Annotated in this window: 11 protein-coding genes; 3 read left to right on the top strand and 8 right to left on the bottom strand. The window is 68.7% G+C overall.

Features of this window, described 5'->3' with window-relative positions; translation table 11 throughout:
- Positions 1 to 138 precede the first annotated feature (138 nt).
- The 7 genes from ngg to ACWPKK_RS20235 form a co-directional block, all read right to left on the bottom strand.
- The gene (gene ngg, locus ACWPKK_RS20205) at positions 139 to 1,905 is read right to left on the bottom strand and encodes an N-acetylglutaminylglutamine synthetase (RefSeq protein ID WP_452007628.1); all 1,767 of its coding nucleotides are present in this window, start codon (positions 1,903 to 1,905) and stop codon (positions 139 to 141) included.
- 120 nt (positions 1,906 to 2,025) lie between these two features.
- Entirely contained in the window at positions 2,026 to 3,801 is a 1,776-nt protein-coding gene (locus tag ACWPKK_RS20210; RefSeq protein WP_452007630.1) for an N-acetylglutaminylglutamine amidotransferase, read from the bottom strand.
- Between the two features lie 263 nt (positions 3,802 to 4,064).
- A complete protein-coding gene (locus ACWPKK_RS20215; protein ID WP_452007632.1) occupies positions 4,065 to 5,537 on the bottom strand; it encodes a mechanosensitive ion channel domain-containing protein in 1,473 nt (490 codons plus the stop codon).
- Between the two features lie 110 nt (positions 5,538 to 5,647).
- Positions 5,648 to 6,139 (bottom strand): BLUF domain-containing protein, encoded by a 492-nt coding sequence (locus tag ACWPKK_RS20220; RefSeq protein WP_324871863.1) that lies wholly within the window; start codon positions 6,137 to 6,139, stop codon positions 5,648 to 5,650.
- Positions 6,140 to 6,483: 344 nt separating this feature from the next.
- Complete coding sequence (locus tag ACWPKK_RS20225; RefSeq protein WP_452007634.1) at positions 6,484 to 8,238, bottom strand: thiamine pyrophosphate-dependent enzyme; 1,755 nt, start codon at positions 8,236 to 8,238, stop codon at positions 6,484 to 6,486.
- Between the two features lie 73 nt (positions 8,239 to 8,311).
- Positions 8,312 to 9,025, bottom strand: coding sequence for an extensin-like domain-containing protein (locus ACWPKK_RS20230; RefSeq protein ID WP_452007636.1), 714 nt, complete (start codon positions 9,023 to 9,025; stop codon positions 8,312 to 8,314).
- Positions 9,026 to 9,032: 7 nt separating this feature from the next.
- Positions 9,033 to 9,527, bottom strand: coding sequence for a GFA family protein (locus ACWPKK_RS20235; RefSeq protein WP_452007638.1), 495 nt, complete (start codon positions 9,525 to 9,527; stop codon positions 9,033 to 9,035).
- 238 nt (positions 9,528 to 9,765) lie between these two features.
- Between ACWPKK_RS20235 and ACWPKK_RS20240 the strand changes: the two genes are divergently transcribed.
- Genes ACWPKK_RS20240 through ACWPKK_RS20250 form a run of 3 tightly spaced genes read left to right on the top strand, consistent with a single transcriptional unit; the run spans position 9,766 to position 13,573 of the window.
- Positions 9,766 to 10,287 (top strand): (2Fe-2S)-binding protein, encoded by a 522-nt coding sequence (locus ACWPKK_RS20240; RefSeq protein ID WP_452008246.1) that lies wholly within the window; start codon positions 9,766 to 9,768, stop codon positions 10,285 to 10,287.
- On the top strand, positions 10,284 to 11,294 hold the full coding sequence (locus tag ACWPKK_RS20245) for an FAD binding domain-containing protein (protein WP_452007640.1): 1,011 nt from the start codon (positions 10,284 to 10,286) through the stop codon (positions 11,292 to 11,294). The genes ACWPKK_RS20240 and ACWPKK_RS20245 overlap by 4 nt, the downstream gene beginning before the upstream one ends.
- The gene (locus tag ACWPKK_RS20250) at positions 11,291 to 13,573 is read left to right on the top strand and encodes a xanthine dehydrogenase family protein molybdopterin-binding subunit (protein WP_452007642.1); all 2,283 of its coding nucleotides are present in this window, start codon (positions 11,291 to 11,293) and stop codon (positions 13,571 to 13,573) included. The genes ACWPKK_RS20245 and ACWPKK_RS20250 overlap by 4 nt, the downstream gene beginning before the upstream one ends.
- An 82-nt stretch (positions 13,574 to 13,655) precedes the next feature.
- On the opposite strand, the gene ACWPKK_RS20255 is transcribed toward ACWPKK_RS20250, so the two are convergent.
- Positions 13,656 to 13,907 carry a pilus assembly protein HicB gene (locus ACWPKK_RS20255; protein ID WP_324871857.1) on the bottom strand — a complete coding sequence of 84 codons (252 nt, stop codon included), beginning with the start codon at positions 13,905 to 13,907 and terminating at the stop codon, positions 13,656 to 13,658.
- Positions 13,908 to 13,938 lie beyond the last annotated feature (31 nt).

Consider the following 13,938-nt stretch of genomic DNA (forward strand, 5'->3'; position numbering starts at 1 on the left):
CCTGCTCATCGCTGACACTTGCCCCCACCCCGACCCTCCCCCGCTGGGCGGGAGAGGGAGATAGGAGCTTTGTCGGCGTTCAGCGGCAGTCCCTCCCCCGCCCAGCGGGGGAGGCTAGGTGGGGGTTTAACTCCCCCCTCAGAACACCCCCCGCGTCTGCGGAAACAGCAGATCGACGAAGCGTTCCGCCGTCGGCTGGGGCTCGTGGTTGGCAAGGCCCGGACGCTCGTTCGCCTCGATGAAGACGTAGCCCGGCCGGTCCGGCGCCTCCACCAGCAGGTCGAAGCCGACGACCGGGATGTCCAGCGCGCGGGCGGCGACCGTCGCGACCTCCACCAGTTCGGGGTGCAGGCTGTCGGTCACGTCGTGGATGGTGCCGCCGGTGTGCAGGTTGGCGGTCTTGCGCACAGGCAGCACCTCCCCCGCCGGGAGCACGTCGTCCAGCGTGCGGCCGGCGGCGGCGAGGCAGCGCTCGGTCTCGGCGTCCATCGGGATGTGGCTTTCCCCGCCGGTGGCGGCGGCGCGGCGGCGGCTCTGCGCCTCGATCAGTTCGCGCACGCTGTGGGTGCCATCACCGGTGATCTCGGCCGGACGGCGCACCGCGGCGGCGACCACCTTCTTGTCGATGACGACGATGCGCAGATCCTGCCCTTCGCAGAACTGTTCCAGCAACACGGTGTCGCAATGCTGGCGGGCCGATGCGATGGCGCGCTCCATCGTCTCGGCGTCGCGGACATCCACGGTGATGCCGCGGCCCTGCTCGCCACGGGCCGGTTTCACCACGATGCGGCCGTGCGTCTCCAGGAAGGCGGCGTTTTCCGCCGGCTCCCCCGCCACCGCCTGGGCGGGGACGTTCAGGCAGGCCCGCTCCAGCACGCGCCGCGTCACCGCCTTGTCGTCGCAGCGGCTCATGGCGACGGCGGTGGTCAGTTCGCTGAGGGATTCGCGGCAGACCACGCTGCGCCCGCCCCAGGTCAGGCAGAAATAGCCGGCCTCCGCGTCCAGCACGTCGACGCCGATGCCGCGCCGCCGCGCCTCGTTGACGATGATGGTGGCATAGGGGTTCAGCCGCTCGCCGGGCTGCGGGCCGGTGAACAGCCGCTCGTTGATCGGGTTCTTCGTCTTCAGCGCAAAGGCCGGGATGCGGCGGAAATTCAGCTTCTCATACAACGCGATGGCGTTCTCGTTGTCGTGCAGCACCGACAGGTCGAGGAAGGCGCGGCCGCGCGCCTGGACATGCTCCGCCACCGTGCGCACCAGCGTCTCGCCGATGCCCGGAAAGGAGGCCTGCGGATCCACCGCCAGGCACCACAGCGAGCTGCCGTTCTCCGGATCGGCGAAGGCATGGCCATGGTCCACCGCCGTCACCGAACCGATCACCTCGCCGGTGGCGTCGTCGCAGGCGACGAAATGGGTCAGCACCCGGCTGTTGCGCGTCGCCACCAGGAAGGAGGAGGAGACCGGCACCATCCGCCGCCGGGCATAGATGCGCTGCACGCCTTCCGCATCCTCGCGCGTGCGCAGGCGCCGGACGCTGTAGCCCTTGGGCCGGCGCCGCGACGGGCGGTAGTCGGTCAGCCAGAGCCGGAAGGTGTGGGAAGGGTCGAGAAACAGCTCCTGCGGGGCGCGGGACAGGGCGACATGCGGGTCCTGCAGGTAGAAGACGATGTCGCGGGTCCCCGGCGCCTCCTGCCGCAGGGTGTCGATCATGCGGTCGAGATCGTCGAAGGTGTGGGCGAAGATCAGCCGGCCCCATCCGCAATCGACCACCACGTCGGCGCGCGGCGCCTCGGCCTCCCCGCCCTCCCCCGCCGTCGGCGGGCGGCCGGTGTAGCGCCGGGTGTGGCGCAGGCTGGCGCTGGCGGCGCGCTCCAGCCGGTGCGGTTTCACGCGGGCGTAGCTCATGGGGTCCCCCTGATCGTCGGATGCGGCTCCACACTCGGGAAACGCCCCGGGGCGCGGATCGGTCCCGCGCCTGGACGCCCCGGCAAAGCGTTCGTTGTGATGGAATGGCCGGATGGGCCGTCAGAAGCCCTGTTCCTGGAACCAGAATTCCAGCAGCGCGACCTGCCACAGCTTCGACCCGCGCAGCGGCGTGATGTGGCGCTCCGGGTCGGCCAGCAGCCGGTCCAGATAGTCGCGCCGGAACAGGCCGCGCTCGCGTGCCGCCGGAGCGTCAAGCACGTCGCGCACCAGTTCCAGGAAGGGGCCGCGCAGGTATTTCAGCGCCGGCACCGGGAAATAGCCCTTCGGCCGGTCGATCACCTCGGCCGGGACGACGCGGCGTGCCGCCTCCTTCAGGACGTATTTGCCGCCTTCGGCCAGCTTCATTTCGGCAGGAATCCGGGCGGCAAGCTCCACCAGCTCGTAATCGAGGAAGGGGACGCGCGCTTCCAGCCCGGCGGCCATCGTCATGTTGTCGACCCGCTTCACCGGATCGTCCACCAGCATCACCGTGGTGTCGAGCCGCAGCGCCTTGTCCACCGCCCGCTCGGCGCCGGGCATGGCGAACTGCCGCTCCAGCCAGCGGCGGGAATGGTCCTCGCCGATGAAGCGGGGATCGAGCGCGTCGGCCATCTCCGCATGGTCGCGGTCGAAGAAGACGCGGGCATAGTCGTCCACCGCGTCCTTGCTTTCCAGAAGCGGCGGGTACCAGTGATAGCCGCCGAAGACCTCGTCGGCGCCCTGCCCCGACTGCACCACCTTCACCTGTTTCGCCACCTCCTGCGACAGCAGGAAGAAGCCGATGTTGTCGTGGCTGACCATCGGCTCCGACATGGCGCGCACGCAGTCGCGCAATTCAGGCAGGGCGCGGGCGGAATCGACGAAGATGCGGTTGTGGTCGGTGCCGAAATGCTTGGCGACGATGTCGGAATACTGGAATTCGTCGCCGCGCTCGTCCCCCACCGTCTCGAAACCGATGGAGAAGGTCTTCAGTCCGCTCTGTCCGTTCTCGGCCAGCAGCGCGGTGATCAGCGAGCTGTCCAGCCCGCCCGACAGCAGTACGCCGACCGGAACGTCGGCGACCAGCCGGCGGCGCACGGCGCGGGTCAGCGTCTCCAGCACCAGCTCGCGCCAGTCGGCGAAGTCGCGCCCCTCGTCGCTGGCCTGCGGCCCGAAAGTCAGCGACCAATAGGTGGTCTCGCGCCGGGTGCCGTCCGGCTCGACGATCAGGGTGGTGGCGGGGGGAAGCTTGCGCACGCCCTTCAGGATGGTGTGCGGCGCCGGGACGACTGCGTGGAAGCTCATGTAATGGTGCAGCGCCACTGGGTCGATGTCGGTGTCGATGCCACCGGAGGCGACCAGGGCCGGAAGCGAGGAGGCGAAGCGCAGACCGCCCGGAATGTCGGCGAGGTAGAGCGGCTTGATGCCCAGTCGGTCACGGCCCAGCACGACGCGCCCGCTGTCGCGCTCGTGGATGGCGAAGGCGAACATGCCGTTCATGCGCTTGACGAAGTCGGGACCCCAGGCGTGATACGCCTTGATCAGGACCTCGGTATCCCCGTCGGAGAAGAAGCTGTAGCCGAGCCCGGCCAACTCCTCGCGCAATTCGCGGTGGTTGTAGATGCAGCCGTTGAAGACGATGGCGAGGCCGAGGGCGGAGTCCACCATCGGCTGCTGCGATGCCTCGCTGAGGTCGATGATCTTCAGCCGGCGATGGCCGAAGGCGACGCGGCCATGGGCGAACAGGCCATGGCCGTCCGGCCCGCGCGCCGCAAGCCGGTCGCACATGGCCTGGACCGCCGCCGTGCTGGCCGCCTCGCCGGTTTTGAAACGTATCTCGCCACTCAGTCCGCACATCGGCTGTCGAGCCTCCTCGTTGGTTCAGGACGAAGGGGCGCTCGACCCGCAACAAGGGCCAAACACCGGGGGCGCCGGCTGCGGAATGCGGCCGCCACCCGTTGGGAGCGATCAAGGATGCCGGCCCTTCTCCCGCTCGATGCACCACCGGCACCCGCGCGGCATAACGGTTGGCAGCGCCCAAGGTTCCCCCGCGGCGGGCGTTTTCGGGGGTTAATCACCCTCTCTCCTCCGGGGAGAGGGGATAAAGGTGCCCCTCCTCCTCAGAGCTTGAAGAAGTTGCGCAGGCGGGCCAGGAGGGCTTGCGATTCCACCGGCGGGGGCGGGGCGACGCCCTGCTGCCGGTTGCGTTCGGCGGTGTTGCGGGTCTGGCGGTCGGCCATCAGGTCGGCCAGCCGCTCCGCCAACTGCGGGCGCTGGCGCAGCACCGGGTCGAGATGGCTGCGCGCCAACTCGTACACCACAGCGTCGGTGCAGGCGACGACCGAGGCGCTGCGCGGCTGGCCGGTCAGCAGCGACATCTCGCCGAACAGGTCGCCCGGCCGCAGGCGGGTCAGGTGGATCACGCCGGGATGCTGGTCGCCATTTGGATTGATGGAGGCGGCGTCGGTGGAGGCGGGCGCGGCGGCCTGGACGTCGAACACCCCCTCCGCAATGACGAAGAGCGATTCGCCGGCCTCGCCCTGCCGGACGGCGGCGGTGCCGACGGGGAGGTAAAGCTCGCGCATCGCCTGGGCCAGCGCCCCGATCTCCTCGTCGTCGAAGGCGTCGAACAGCTCCAACTGGCGCAGCAGGCTGTGCCGCAACGTGTCGGTGCCGGGCTGGGCGGGCTGGCGCCGGCGGGCCTCCTGCTTGGGGCGCGCGGGCTCGATCCCGGCGCGGGCGAGGTTGGCCAGTGCCTCGGTCAGCACGGCGTCGCGCACCAGCGACACGCGCCCGCCGTCGTCGGTCCAGAAGCGGGCCTGATAGGAGATGCCGTTGGGCGTCACCGCCTCGACGATCACATCCGGCCGCGGGGTGGGCAGAACGCCGTCGGCGCAGAGCATGGCGGACAGCAGGATGCGCTTGCCCCGCTCCACCGGCACCTCATGGTCCAGCAGGATCGGCACGGTGGCGCGGAAGGCCGGGTTGGGACGGCTGAAATTGACGAAGCGGCTGCCGGCGACCATGCCGTTCGGCACGATGACGGCGGTGCCGTCGCCAGCGATCAGGCGGGTGGCGCGCCAGTTGATCTCGTCCACCCGGCCGGCCACGCCGGGCGACAGCTCCAGCCAGTCGCCGATGCGATAGGGGTGCTCGATGTTCAGCGCGATGCCGGCGAAGATGTCGGCGATCATGTTGCGCAACGCGAAGCCCAGCACGGCGATGGCGACGCCGGAAGTCGCCAGCAGGCCGGTAACCGGCTGTTCCAGCACGAAGGCCAGGATCGCCAGCACCGCGACGCCATAAACGAAGAAGCGCAGCAGGTCGGCCAGCAGCCGCGGGATGCGCGGCGGCCGGGGCATGCCGTCCAGGCCGGTGCCGCCATTGCCGGCCGCCAGCAGGTCGATCAGGCGCGCGCCGCCCCAGGCTGCGACCAGCCACGCGGCCGATGCGACCACGATGTCGAATCCGGTGCTGAGCGAACGGCCGACGACCGGCTCCAGATGGCCGTGCAGCCAGGGTTTGGCTGCGACCAGGGCGGCCAGCAGGGCAAGCAGCAGGGCGGGAATGGACAGACGCCGCAAGGCGTTCATCGGACGGGGTTCTCCTCGGCGACCGGCCACCCTTGGCCGGGCGAGGTGCGACGATGGCACAAACACGCGCCACCCCGTCAAGCGGTCAATTGTTTCAGAGACTTGTGTATTCAGACACTGACCGGCTGCCGGACCGGTCGGGACAGCCCCATCACGAAGTCGCCGATCACCGGGTCCGCCCCCGCGACCTTGCCGGCGAAGGCATAGGCGCGGCACAGCACGGCGAGTGCGGTTTCCGGATCGCAACTCCTGCGTCGGAACGCCTGGGGGTCGCGCAGGGGGGCGAATTCGCCGTCCCAGAAATCCGGGTCGTCCAACGGCCCGAAGTTCATTGCCCAGAACCCGAAGGAACGCTCCGGCTGTTCCCAGCGGCCGAGCACGGCGAGGTTGCGGTGCCGCGTGTCGCTGGAGATGCTGGCGAACAAGGTGCCGACGGCGTCCGCCTCCCCTTCCAGCACCTGGAGGAAGGTGCCTTCATGCTCGATCAGGAAACCGGTGACACCCAGGCGCCGGTTGTTTGAAGAGCTTCGTACACAAATGTCCGCCAATGCCGAGAAGGGCAGCAAAGCGACGGCATCGCTGCGATAGAGAAGAGTGAGCATCGGTTTCCTCCACTTCTTACCCCCTTGAGGTAATAATGGTGAGGAAACCGACAATCAGTAACCCTTTCTTTCGTCGATGCGGTGTCGCACCCGGCGGACATATCCGGGATGGCAGTGAGACGGATTGCCGCTGCACGGATGTCGGGACACCAGTGGCCCGTCGGATGACGCTCAGTTTTCTTCGGCCGCCATTCCCGCGAAGGCGGAAATCCAGACTCAGCAAGGACCTGCACTGGAAACCCTGGATCCCCGCCTTCGCGGGGTGACGGCCGAAGGAGCGGCAATCGAACCCTGCCATCTCTCAACCCATTCCCTCCCTTTTGCCGATTGCGAACCTGCGCCGCTTATATGATCTCCCGCGCGCGGTCCTTGAAGACGGTGGCGGCGATCTTCAGCGCGTCGGGGGTGCCGCGGGCCAGCGCCTCGGCGAAATGGGCGGCCTGCTTGGCCTTCACCTTGGGCGGCATCGGCGGTTCGTTGGTGTCCACGAGGCAATCCACCACCACCGGGCCGGGATGGGCGAGTGCGGCGTCCAGGATGGCGCCGCAGTCCTTGGGGTCGCGGATGGTGAAGCCCTTGCCGCCGCAGGCCTCAGCCACCTTGGCGAAGTCGATGGGGTGCAGGTCGCAGACATATTCGGGATTGCCCAGCATCACCATCTGCTCCCACTTGATCTGGCCGAGCGAGCTGTTGTTGTTGATGATGACCTTGACCGGCAGGTTATACTTCACCGCCGTCACGAAATCGGCCATCAGCATCGAGAAACCGCCGTCTCCGACATAGGCGATGACCTGCCGGTCCGGGTAGGCGATCTGCGCGGCGATGGCATAGGGCAGCCCCGGCGCCATGGTGGCGAGATTGCCGGACAGCGAATGCATCTGGCCCCGCTTCACCGGGATCTGCCGCGCCCACCATGTGGCGATGGTGCCGCTGTCGCAGGCGACGATGGCGGTGTCGGTCAGCCGCTTGCCCAGTTCCCATGCCGCCACCTGCGGCTTCATCGGCATGTCCTGGCGGGTGCCGCGCTCCTCCATCAGGCGCATCCACTCCGCCTTGCCGGCCTGCGCCTTCTCCAGGAAGCTGCGGTCCTCATGCGGCTGCACCCGCTCGGTCAGGATATCGAGCGCCAGCCGGCAATCGCCGACCAGCCCGGCCTCCACCGGATAGCGCAGGCCGATCCGGGCGGCGTCGATGTCGATCTGGATGCCGCGGGCCTGATCCGGCTTCGGGTAATATTCGATGTAGGGGAAGGTGGATCCCGCGATCAGCAGCGTGTCGCAGGTCTCCAGCGCGGTCTGCGACGGTTCGGTGCCCAGCAGCCCGACCGACCCGGTGGTGTAGGGGCTGTCGTCCGGCACCGCCGCCTTGCCCAGCAGCGCCTTGACGATCACCGCCCCGGTCTTCTCCGCCAGCCGTTCCAGCTGGTCCGTAGCGTTGAGCGCGCCCTGGCCCGCCAGGATGACGATGCGCTTGCCGGCGTCCATGATCTCCACCGCCCTGCGCATCTCCGCCTCCGACGGCACCGGCAGTTCGGGGGCGAACAGGGCGGTGTTGTGGCCCTTGACGTTGCGCGGCGCCCGCATGTCGTCGCCTGCCGCCTGATCCTGCAGATCGACGGGGATGGTGATGTGGGCGACGCCGCGGCGGGCCAGCGCGGTGCGGCAGGCCAGCGTTGCGATGTTGCGGACATGGGCGGCGCCCATGATGCGCTGGTTGAAGACCGACACGTCCTGGAAGACCTTGTCCAGTTCCACGTCCTGCTGGGTGTGGGTGCCGACAAGGTCGTGATACTGCAGCCCGGTGATCGCCAGCACCGGCTGGTGGTCCAGCTTGGCGTCGTAGAGGCCGTTCAGCAGATGCAGCCCGCCGGGGCCGGAGGTGGCGAGGCAGACGCCGAGCTTCCCGGTGAACTTGGCATAGCCGCAGGCGGCGAAGGCGGCGGCTTCCTCGTGCCGGACCTGGATGAAGCGGATCTCGTCCCTGCGCTGGCGCAGCGCCTCCACCACGCCGTTGATGCCGTCGCCGGGAATGCCGAAGATGGTGTCCACCCCCCAATCCACCAGGACGTCCACCAGGATGTCGGCTGCCGTGCGTGCCATGGGTCCTCTCCCTTGCCGGGTCGTGTCGCGTTCGTCTTGAGCCCAGCAACAGGAGGCCCATGGGGCGGTTCCCTCAACGGCAAGTGCTGAAGGCGCCCATGTCCAGGTGGAAGTGGTTGCGGTGGGCCTCGTTGTAGTCCGGGCCCAGCACCACGTCGAAGAAGCGGCAGGCGCCGTCGCGCACGTCGCGCAGGAACGCGGCCTTCCGTGCGTCGCCGGTCTTCTTCCAGTCGTTCAGAACGCTGATCCGCGTGCCGTCGGCCAGAACGAAGCCGCCGAGGTCGATGGCGTTGGCGCCGGCATGTTCGCTGCGCCGCCCCTCCGCCCGGCCATAGACGTTGCGGCAGGCATAGGTGCCGAGATGCTCGACACGCGCCACCTTCTGGCCGAAATGCGTTTGCGCCGCCGGCTGCAGGGCATGCGTCTCGAACAGGGTCCAGGCGGCGGCGAGGCCGCAGGTGGCGAGAAAGCCGCTGCTGAAGGCGATGTCGGAGCGTGACACCCTCACCACGCCACTCAAGGCGCAATTCTCGTCCGATGGCCGGTCGGGCACGGGGGTGAAGCGCAAACCCGTGTCGCCCAGCGCCGCCCGGCATTGCTCCGGGTCGCGCTCCAGCCGCGACAGCTTGAATCCGGTGAGCCAGTCCGGCTCCGCCCGCAGGTCGAGCGGCGCCCAGGGGTCGTAACGCGGTGGCACCACGATCAGCCCGCCCCACACCCCGGCCGCCGCCCCGGCCAGCGCCAGCAGGACCAGCAGCGCCACCCATCGCAGCAGCCTTGCCATCATGGGCCGCCTAGCGGTCCAGCAAGCCGTGGCGCCGGTGCCAGTCCTCCAGCGATTCCTCCGGGTATCGGGCGAAATGCACGTCGTTCGGTCCGCTGGGCACCTCCACCCAGGGCGCCTTGAAGTCCAGCATGATGTGCACCCGCTCCGGCGGAGTCGGCAGCGGCGTGTCGATGGCCGACGCGAAGGGGTGGACCAGATCCGGCCAGGCCGGATCCTCCGCCCACAGCGCGGTGCCGCAATGCTTGCAGAAATGGCGGTGCGACGGGCCGAGGTGGGTATGGCCCGGATGGTCGGGATCGTCGATGGGCGCGCGCCACATCTCAACGGCCTCGCGTCCCTCCACCTCCAGCGTGTCGGCATTGCCGCCCAGGTTGATGGCGTAACCGCCGCCGCCGGCGCTCTTGCGGCAGATCGTGCAGTAGCAGTGCATGTAGGGCACCGGCGTCGGCGAGTTCAGCGTGAAGCGGACGGCACCGCAGCGGCAGGAACCGGAGAGTTTCATGGCAGGGGGTCTCCACGAAGGGATGGCGCCGGCAGGGGACGCCGCACCCCGCACCAGATGGGACCGCGATCACCGTTTGCCACCACCCCCGCCGAGGGAACGCAGCGGAAGGGCGGCTGTTACCCCCGCAAGCCAAGACGCGCCGCCGCACCCCCGCGGCCGGCGGCGCAACCCCCTGCCAGCAGTCGGAGCGGTCATGTCCCAGCCAACAGGTCCAGCGTCCCAGGGCCATGCCCACATGCAGCCGGCACCGCCGCCGGAAGCGATGCCCCCTGAAGAGATGGAAGTCACCCTGACCCTCAACGGAGGCCGCAGGACGCTGCATGTCGCCCCCTGGACCAGCCTGCTCGACGCGTTGCGCCTGCATCTCGACCTGACCGGCACCAAGAAGGGCTGCGACCATGGACAATGCGGCGCCTGCACCGTGCTGGTCGACGGGCGGCGCATCAACTCCTGCCTGACGCTGGCGGTGATGATGGAGGGGCGGAGCATCACCACCATTGAGGGGCTGGCCAGCGGCGACACGCTCCATCCGCTGCAGGAGGCCTTTGTCGAACATGACGCCTTCCAGTGCGGCTATTGCACGCCGGGCCAGATCTGCTCCGCCGTCGGCATGCTGGAGGAAGGCCACGCCAAGACCGACGACGACATCCGCGAGCTGATGAGCGGCAACCTGTGCCGCTGCGGCGCCTATCCCAACATCGTCGCGGCAATCCGGCAGGTGATGGATGGGCAATCGAAGGATGGAGGCAAGCCATGAGGGCCTTCTCCTACGACCGCCCCGACAGCGTCGATGCGGCGCTGCGCGGCGTTTCGGGCCAGTCCGGCACGACGACCGAGGCGGCGGTGAAGTTCGTCGCCGGCGGCACCAACCTGCTGGATCTGATGAAGGCCGACGTGATGCGGCCGGAACGGCTGGTCGACATCTCGCGCCTCGGCCTCGACCGGATCGAGGAGACGGACAGCGGCGGCTTGCGGCTCGGCGCGCTCGCCCGCAATGCCGATACCGCTTATGACGAGCGGGTGCGGACGCGCTATCCGATGCTGTCCAAGGCGATCCTGGCCGGGGCGTCGGCGCAGCTGCGCAACATGGCCACCAACGGCGGCAACCTGCTGCAGCGGACGCGCTGCTATTACTTCTACGACACCGGCACCCCTTGCAACAAACGGGAGCCGGGGACCGGCTGCGGGGCGCTGACCGGGGTCAACCGCATCCACGCCATCCTGGGGGCCAGCGACCAGTGCATCGCCGTCCACCCGTCCGACATGTGCGTGGCGCTGGCCGCCCTTGATGCCATGGTGCGCGTCAGCGGGCCACGGGGCGAGCGGACCATCCCCTTCGCCGAGTTCCACCGCCTGCCCGGCGACACCCCGCACATCGACAGCACTCTGGCCGCCGACGAACTGATCACCGCCATCGACCTGCCGGCCCAAGGTTTCGCCCAGCATTCCACCTACCTGAAGGTGCGCGACCGCGCCTCCTACGCCTTCGCGCTGGTGTCGGTGGCGGCGGCGTTGGAGATGGACGGGCAGACGATCCGAATTGCGCGGCTGGCGTTGGGCGGCGTCGCCCACAAGCCCTGGCGCGATGCGGCGGCCGAAGCCGAACTGGCGGGCAAGCCGGCTTCGCTGGAGACATTCCGCGAGGCGGCGCGCGTGCTGCTGCGCGACGCCAAGGGCCATTCCCACAACGCCTTCAAGATCGGACTTGCCGAGCGCGCCATCGTCCGGGCGCTGGCCGAAGCCGCCGGAGTGGAGCATCCATGATCGCCAAACCGACCATTCCCGATCCGCTGGAGCGTCCCAATGGCTCTTCGGGTTCCCAGATCGGCAAGCCCGTCAGCCGCGTCGACGGCCGGTTGAAGGTGACCGGCGGCGCCAAATACGCCGCGGAGTTCAACACGCCCGGCCTCGCCCACGGCTATATCCTGTCGAGCGCCATTGCCCGCGGGCGGATCCTGAGCATCGACACCTCCAAGGCGCTGGCCCTGCCCGGCGTCTTTCAAATCTTCACCCATGAGAACCGGCCGAGCCTGCCTTGGTTCGACCGCAAGTGGAAGGACGACGACGCGCCCAAGGGATCGCCCTTCCGTCCGCTCTACGACGCGACGATCCACCATGCGCTCCAGCCCATCGCGCTGGTGGTGGCCGAGAGCTTCGAACTGGCGCGCTACGCCACCCGCCTGATCCATGTCGTCTATGAGGCCGACGAGCACCAGACCGACCTGCACGCGGCGCAGGCCAAGGCCTTCACCCCCGGCAAGGACAAGGGCGGGTTCCAGCCGCCGCCGAAGCCGCGCGGCGACGCCGACCGGGCGCTGGCGGAGGCGGAGGTCAGCATCGACCTGCACTTCACCCAGGCGGTCGAGCACCACAACCCGATGGAGATGCACGCCTCCACCGTCATCCACCACAACGACGGCACCCTGACCGTCCATGACAAGACCCAGGGGCCGCTGAACACCCAGACCTATGTCTGCAACGTCTTCAACCTGTCCAAGGACGCGGTGCGGGTGATCTCGCCCTTCGTCGGCGGCGCCTTCGGCTCGGGGCTGCGACCGCAGCACCAGTTGTTCATGGCGGTACTGGCGGCGACCACGCTGAAGCGCTCCGTCCGCGTGGAGTTGTCGCGCCCGCAGATGTTCAGCTTCGGCCACCGGCCTGAAACGCTGCAGCGCGTTGCGCTGGGCGCCCGCAAGGACGGCACGCTGACCGCCATGATCCACGAGGCGGTGCAGGAGACCTCGCAGACCGAGAATTATGTCGAGGTCGTCGTCAACTGGTCGGGCCAGCAGTACAAGTGCGACAATGTCCGGCTGGACTACAAGCTGGCGCGGATGGACACCCACACCCCGCTCGACCAGCGCGCCCCCGGTGCAGCGACCGGCGTCCCGGCGCTGGAGATCGCCATGGACGAGCTGGCGGCCAAGCTGGGCATGGACCCGCTGGAACTGCGGCTGAAGAACTACACCGAGGTCGATCCCAACACGGACAAGCCCTTCTCCAGCAAGGAACTGCGCGCCTGCTTCCAACAGGGGGCGGAGCGCTTCGGCTGGCACAAGCGCACCCATACGCCGCGGTCGATGAGGGAAGGGCGGCAGCTGATCGGCTGGGGCATGGCGGCCGGCGTGTGGGATGCGATGCAGGGGCAGGCGGCGGCCTCCGCCCGGCTCGGCATCGACGGCACTCTGACGGTCGGCAGCGCCACCGCCGACATCGGCCCCGGCACCTACACGGCGATGACGCAGATCGCCGCCGACATCCTGGGCCTGCCCATCGACAAGGTGTCGTTCCAGTTGGGCGACAGCAACCTGCCGATGGCGCCGTTGCAGGGCGGATCCTGGACGGTGTCGTCGGTCGGGTCGGCGGTGAAGGCGGTGTGCGACCGGCTGCGCGACAGGCTCGCCGGTCTGGCGGTGGGGCTGAACGACGGGCCGCTGAAGGGGCTGAAGGCCGACGATCTGGTCTTCGCCGACGGCCACCTGATCGCCAAGGCCGATCCGTCCTGGCGCATGTCGATCACCGAGGTGATGCGCGCCAACGACTTGGCTGTGCTGGAGGACGAGGCGCGCTCCATCCCCTATTACAAGTCGCAGATGCAGCATGCGCTCGGCACCCACTCCGCCATCTTCGCGGAGGTGCGGGTGGACGAGGATCTGGGCACGGTGCAGGTCACCCGCGTGGTCAGCGCGGTCGCCGCCGGCCGCATCATCAACCCGAAGACGGCGCGCAGTCAGGTGCTGGGTGCGGTGGTGTGGGGCATCGGCATGGCGCTGGAGGAGGAGTCGATGACCGACCAGCGGCTCGGCCGCTTCATGAACCACGACTTCGCCGAATACCACATCCCGGTGAACGCCGACGTCCACGACATCGACGTCATCTTCGTCGAGGAGCATGACGACATTGTAAACCCGCTGGGCGCCAAGGGCGTCGGCGAGATCGGCATCGTCGGCGTCCCCGCCGCCATCGCCAACGCCATTTACCACGCCACCGGCAAGCGCCTCTGCGACCTGCCGATCACGGTGGACAAGGTATTGGGGGCATAGGTGCAGGGAGGAGGCGCCATGTAGAAGGGCCTCCTCCCCGAACCCACACTTGGCACGGTCGCTCCTCTTTTTGAACCCGTTATCACCGTTCCAATTCGTCGCCGGTCTGTGGCGGTCTGTCCGGCACCCTGTCCAGGAAGGAGCGCAAGCCTGCACCGGTTGCGGTGCCGGCACGGGCCTTCAGGAAGGAGGCTGCCGTTTCGACGGCACCGACCTTCTCGGCGACGGCGGCGGCGATCCACTGGTTCAGAGACACGCCATCCTCACGGGCCAGCCGGGCAGCGGCATCCTTGACGGACGCGGGCAGCTTCAGGGGGTAGGTCGCCTTGCTCATATCGCCACTCCTCGCAGAAACTCCGCCGGTC

The sequence above is a fragment of the Azospirillum largimobile genome (assembly GCF_977007025.2).

Coding starts and splice junctions, on each gene's coding strand:
- ACWPKK_RS20210 (WP_452007630.1), bottom strand. CDS start 3,801: ATGTGCGGACTGAGTGGCGAGATACGTTTCAAAACCGGCGAGGCGGCC.
- ACWPKK_RS20245 (WP_452007640.1), top strand. CDS start 10,284: ATGAGGGCCTTCTCCTACGACCGCCCCGACAGCGTCGATGCGGCGCTG.
- ngg (WP_452007628.1), bottom strand. CDS start 1,905: ATGAGCTACGCCCGCGTGAAACCGCACCGGCTGGAGCGCGCCGCCAGC.
- ACWPKK_RS20230 (WP_452007636.1), bottom strand. CDS start 9,025: ATGATGGCAAGGCTGCTGCGATGGGTGGCGCTGCTGGTCCTGCTGGCG.
- ACWPKK_RS20220 (WP_324871863.1), bottom strand. CDS start 6,139: ATGCTCACTCTTCTCTATCGCAGCGATGCCGTCGCTTTGCTGCCCTTC.
- ACWPKK_RS20235 (WP_452007638.1), bottom strand. CDS start 9,527: ATGAAACTCTCCGGTTCCTGCCGCTGCGGTGCCGTCCGCTTCACGCTG.
- ACWPKK_RS20250 (WP_452007642.1), top strand. CDS start 11,291: ATGATCGCCAAACCGACCATTCCCGATCCGCTGGAGCGTCCCAATGGC.
- ACWPKK_RS20255 (WP_324871857.1), bottom strand. CDS start 13,907: ATGAGCAAGGCGACCTACCCCCTGAAGCTGCCCGCGTCCGTCAAGGAT.
- ACWPKK_RS20225 (WP_452007634.1), bottom strand. CDS start 8,238: ATGGCACGCACGGCAGCCGACATCCTGGTGGACGTCCTGGTGGATTGG.
- ACWPKK_RS20240 (WP_452008246.1), top strand. CDS start 9,766: ATGCAGCCGGCACCGCCGCCGGAAGCGATGCCCCCTGAAGAGATGGAA.
- ACWPKK_RS20215 (WP_452007632.1), bottom strand. CDS start 5,537: ATGAACGCCTTGCGGCGTCTGTCCATTCCCGCCCTGCTGCTTGCCCTG.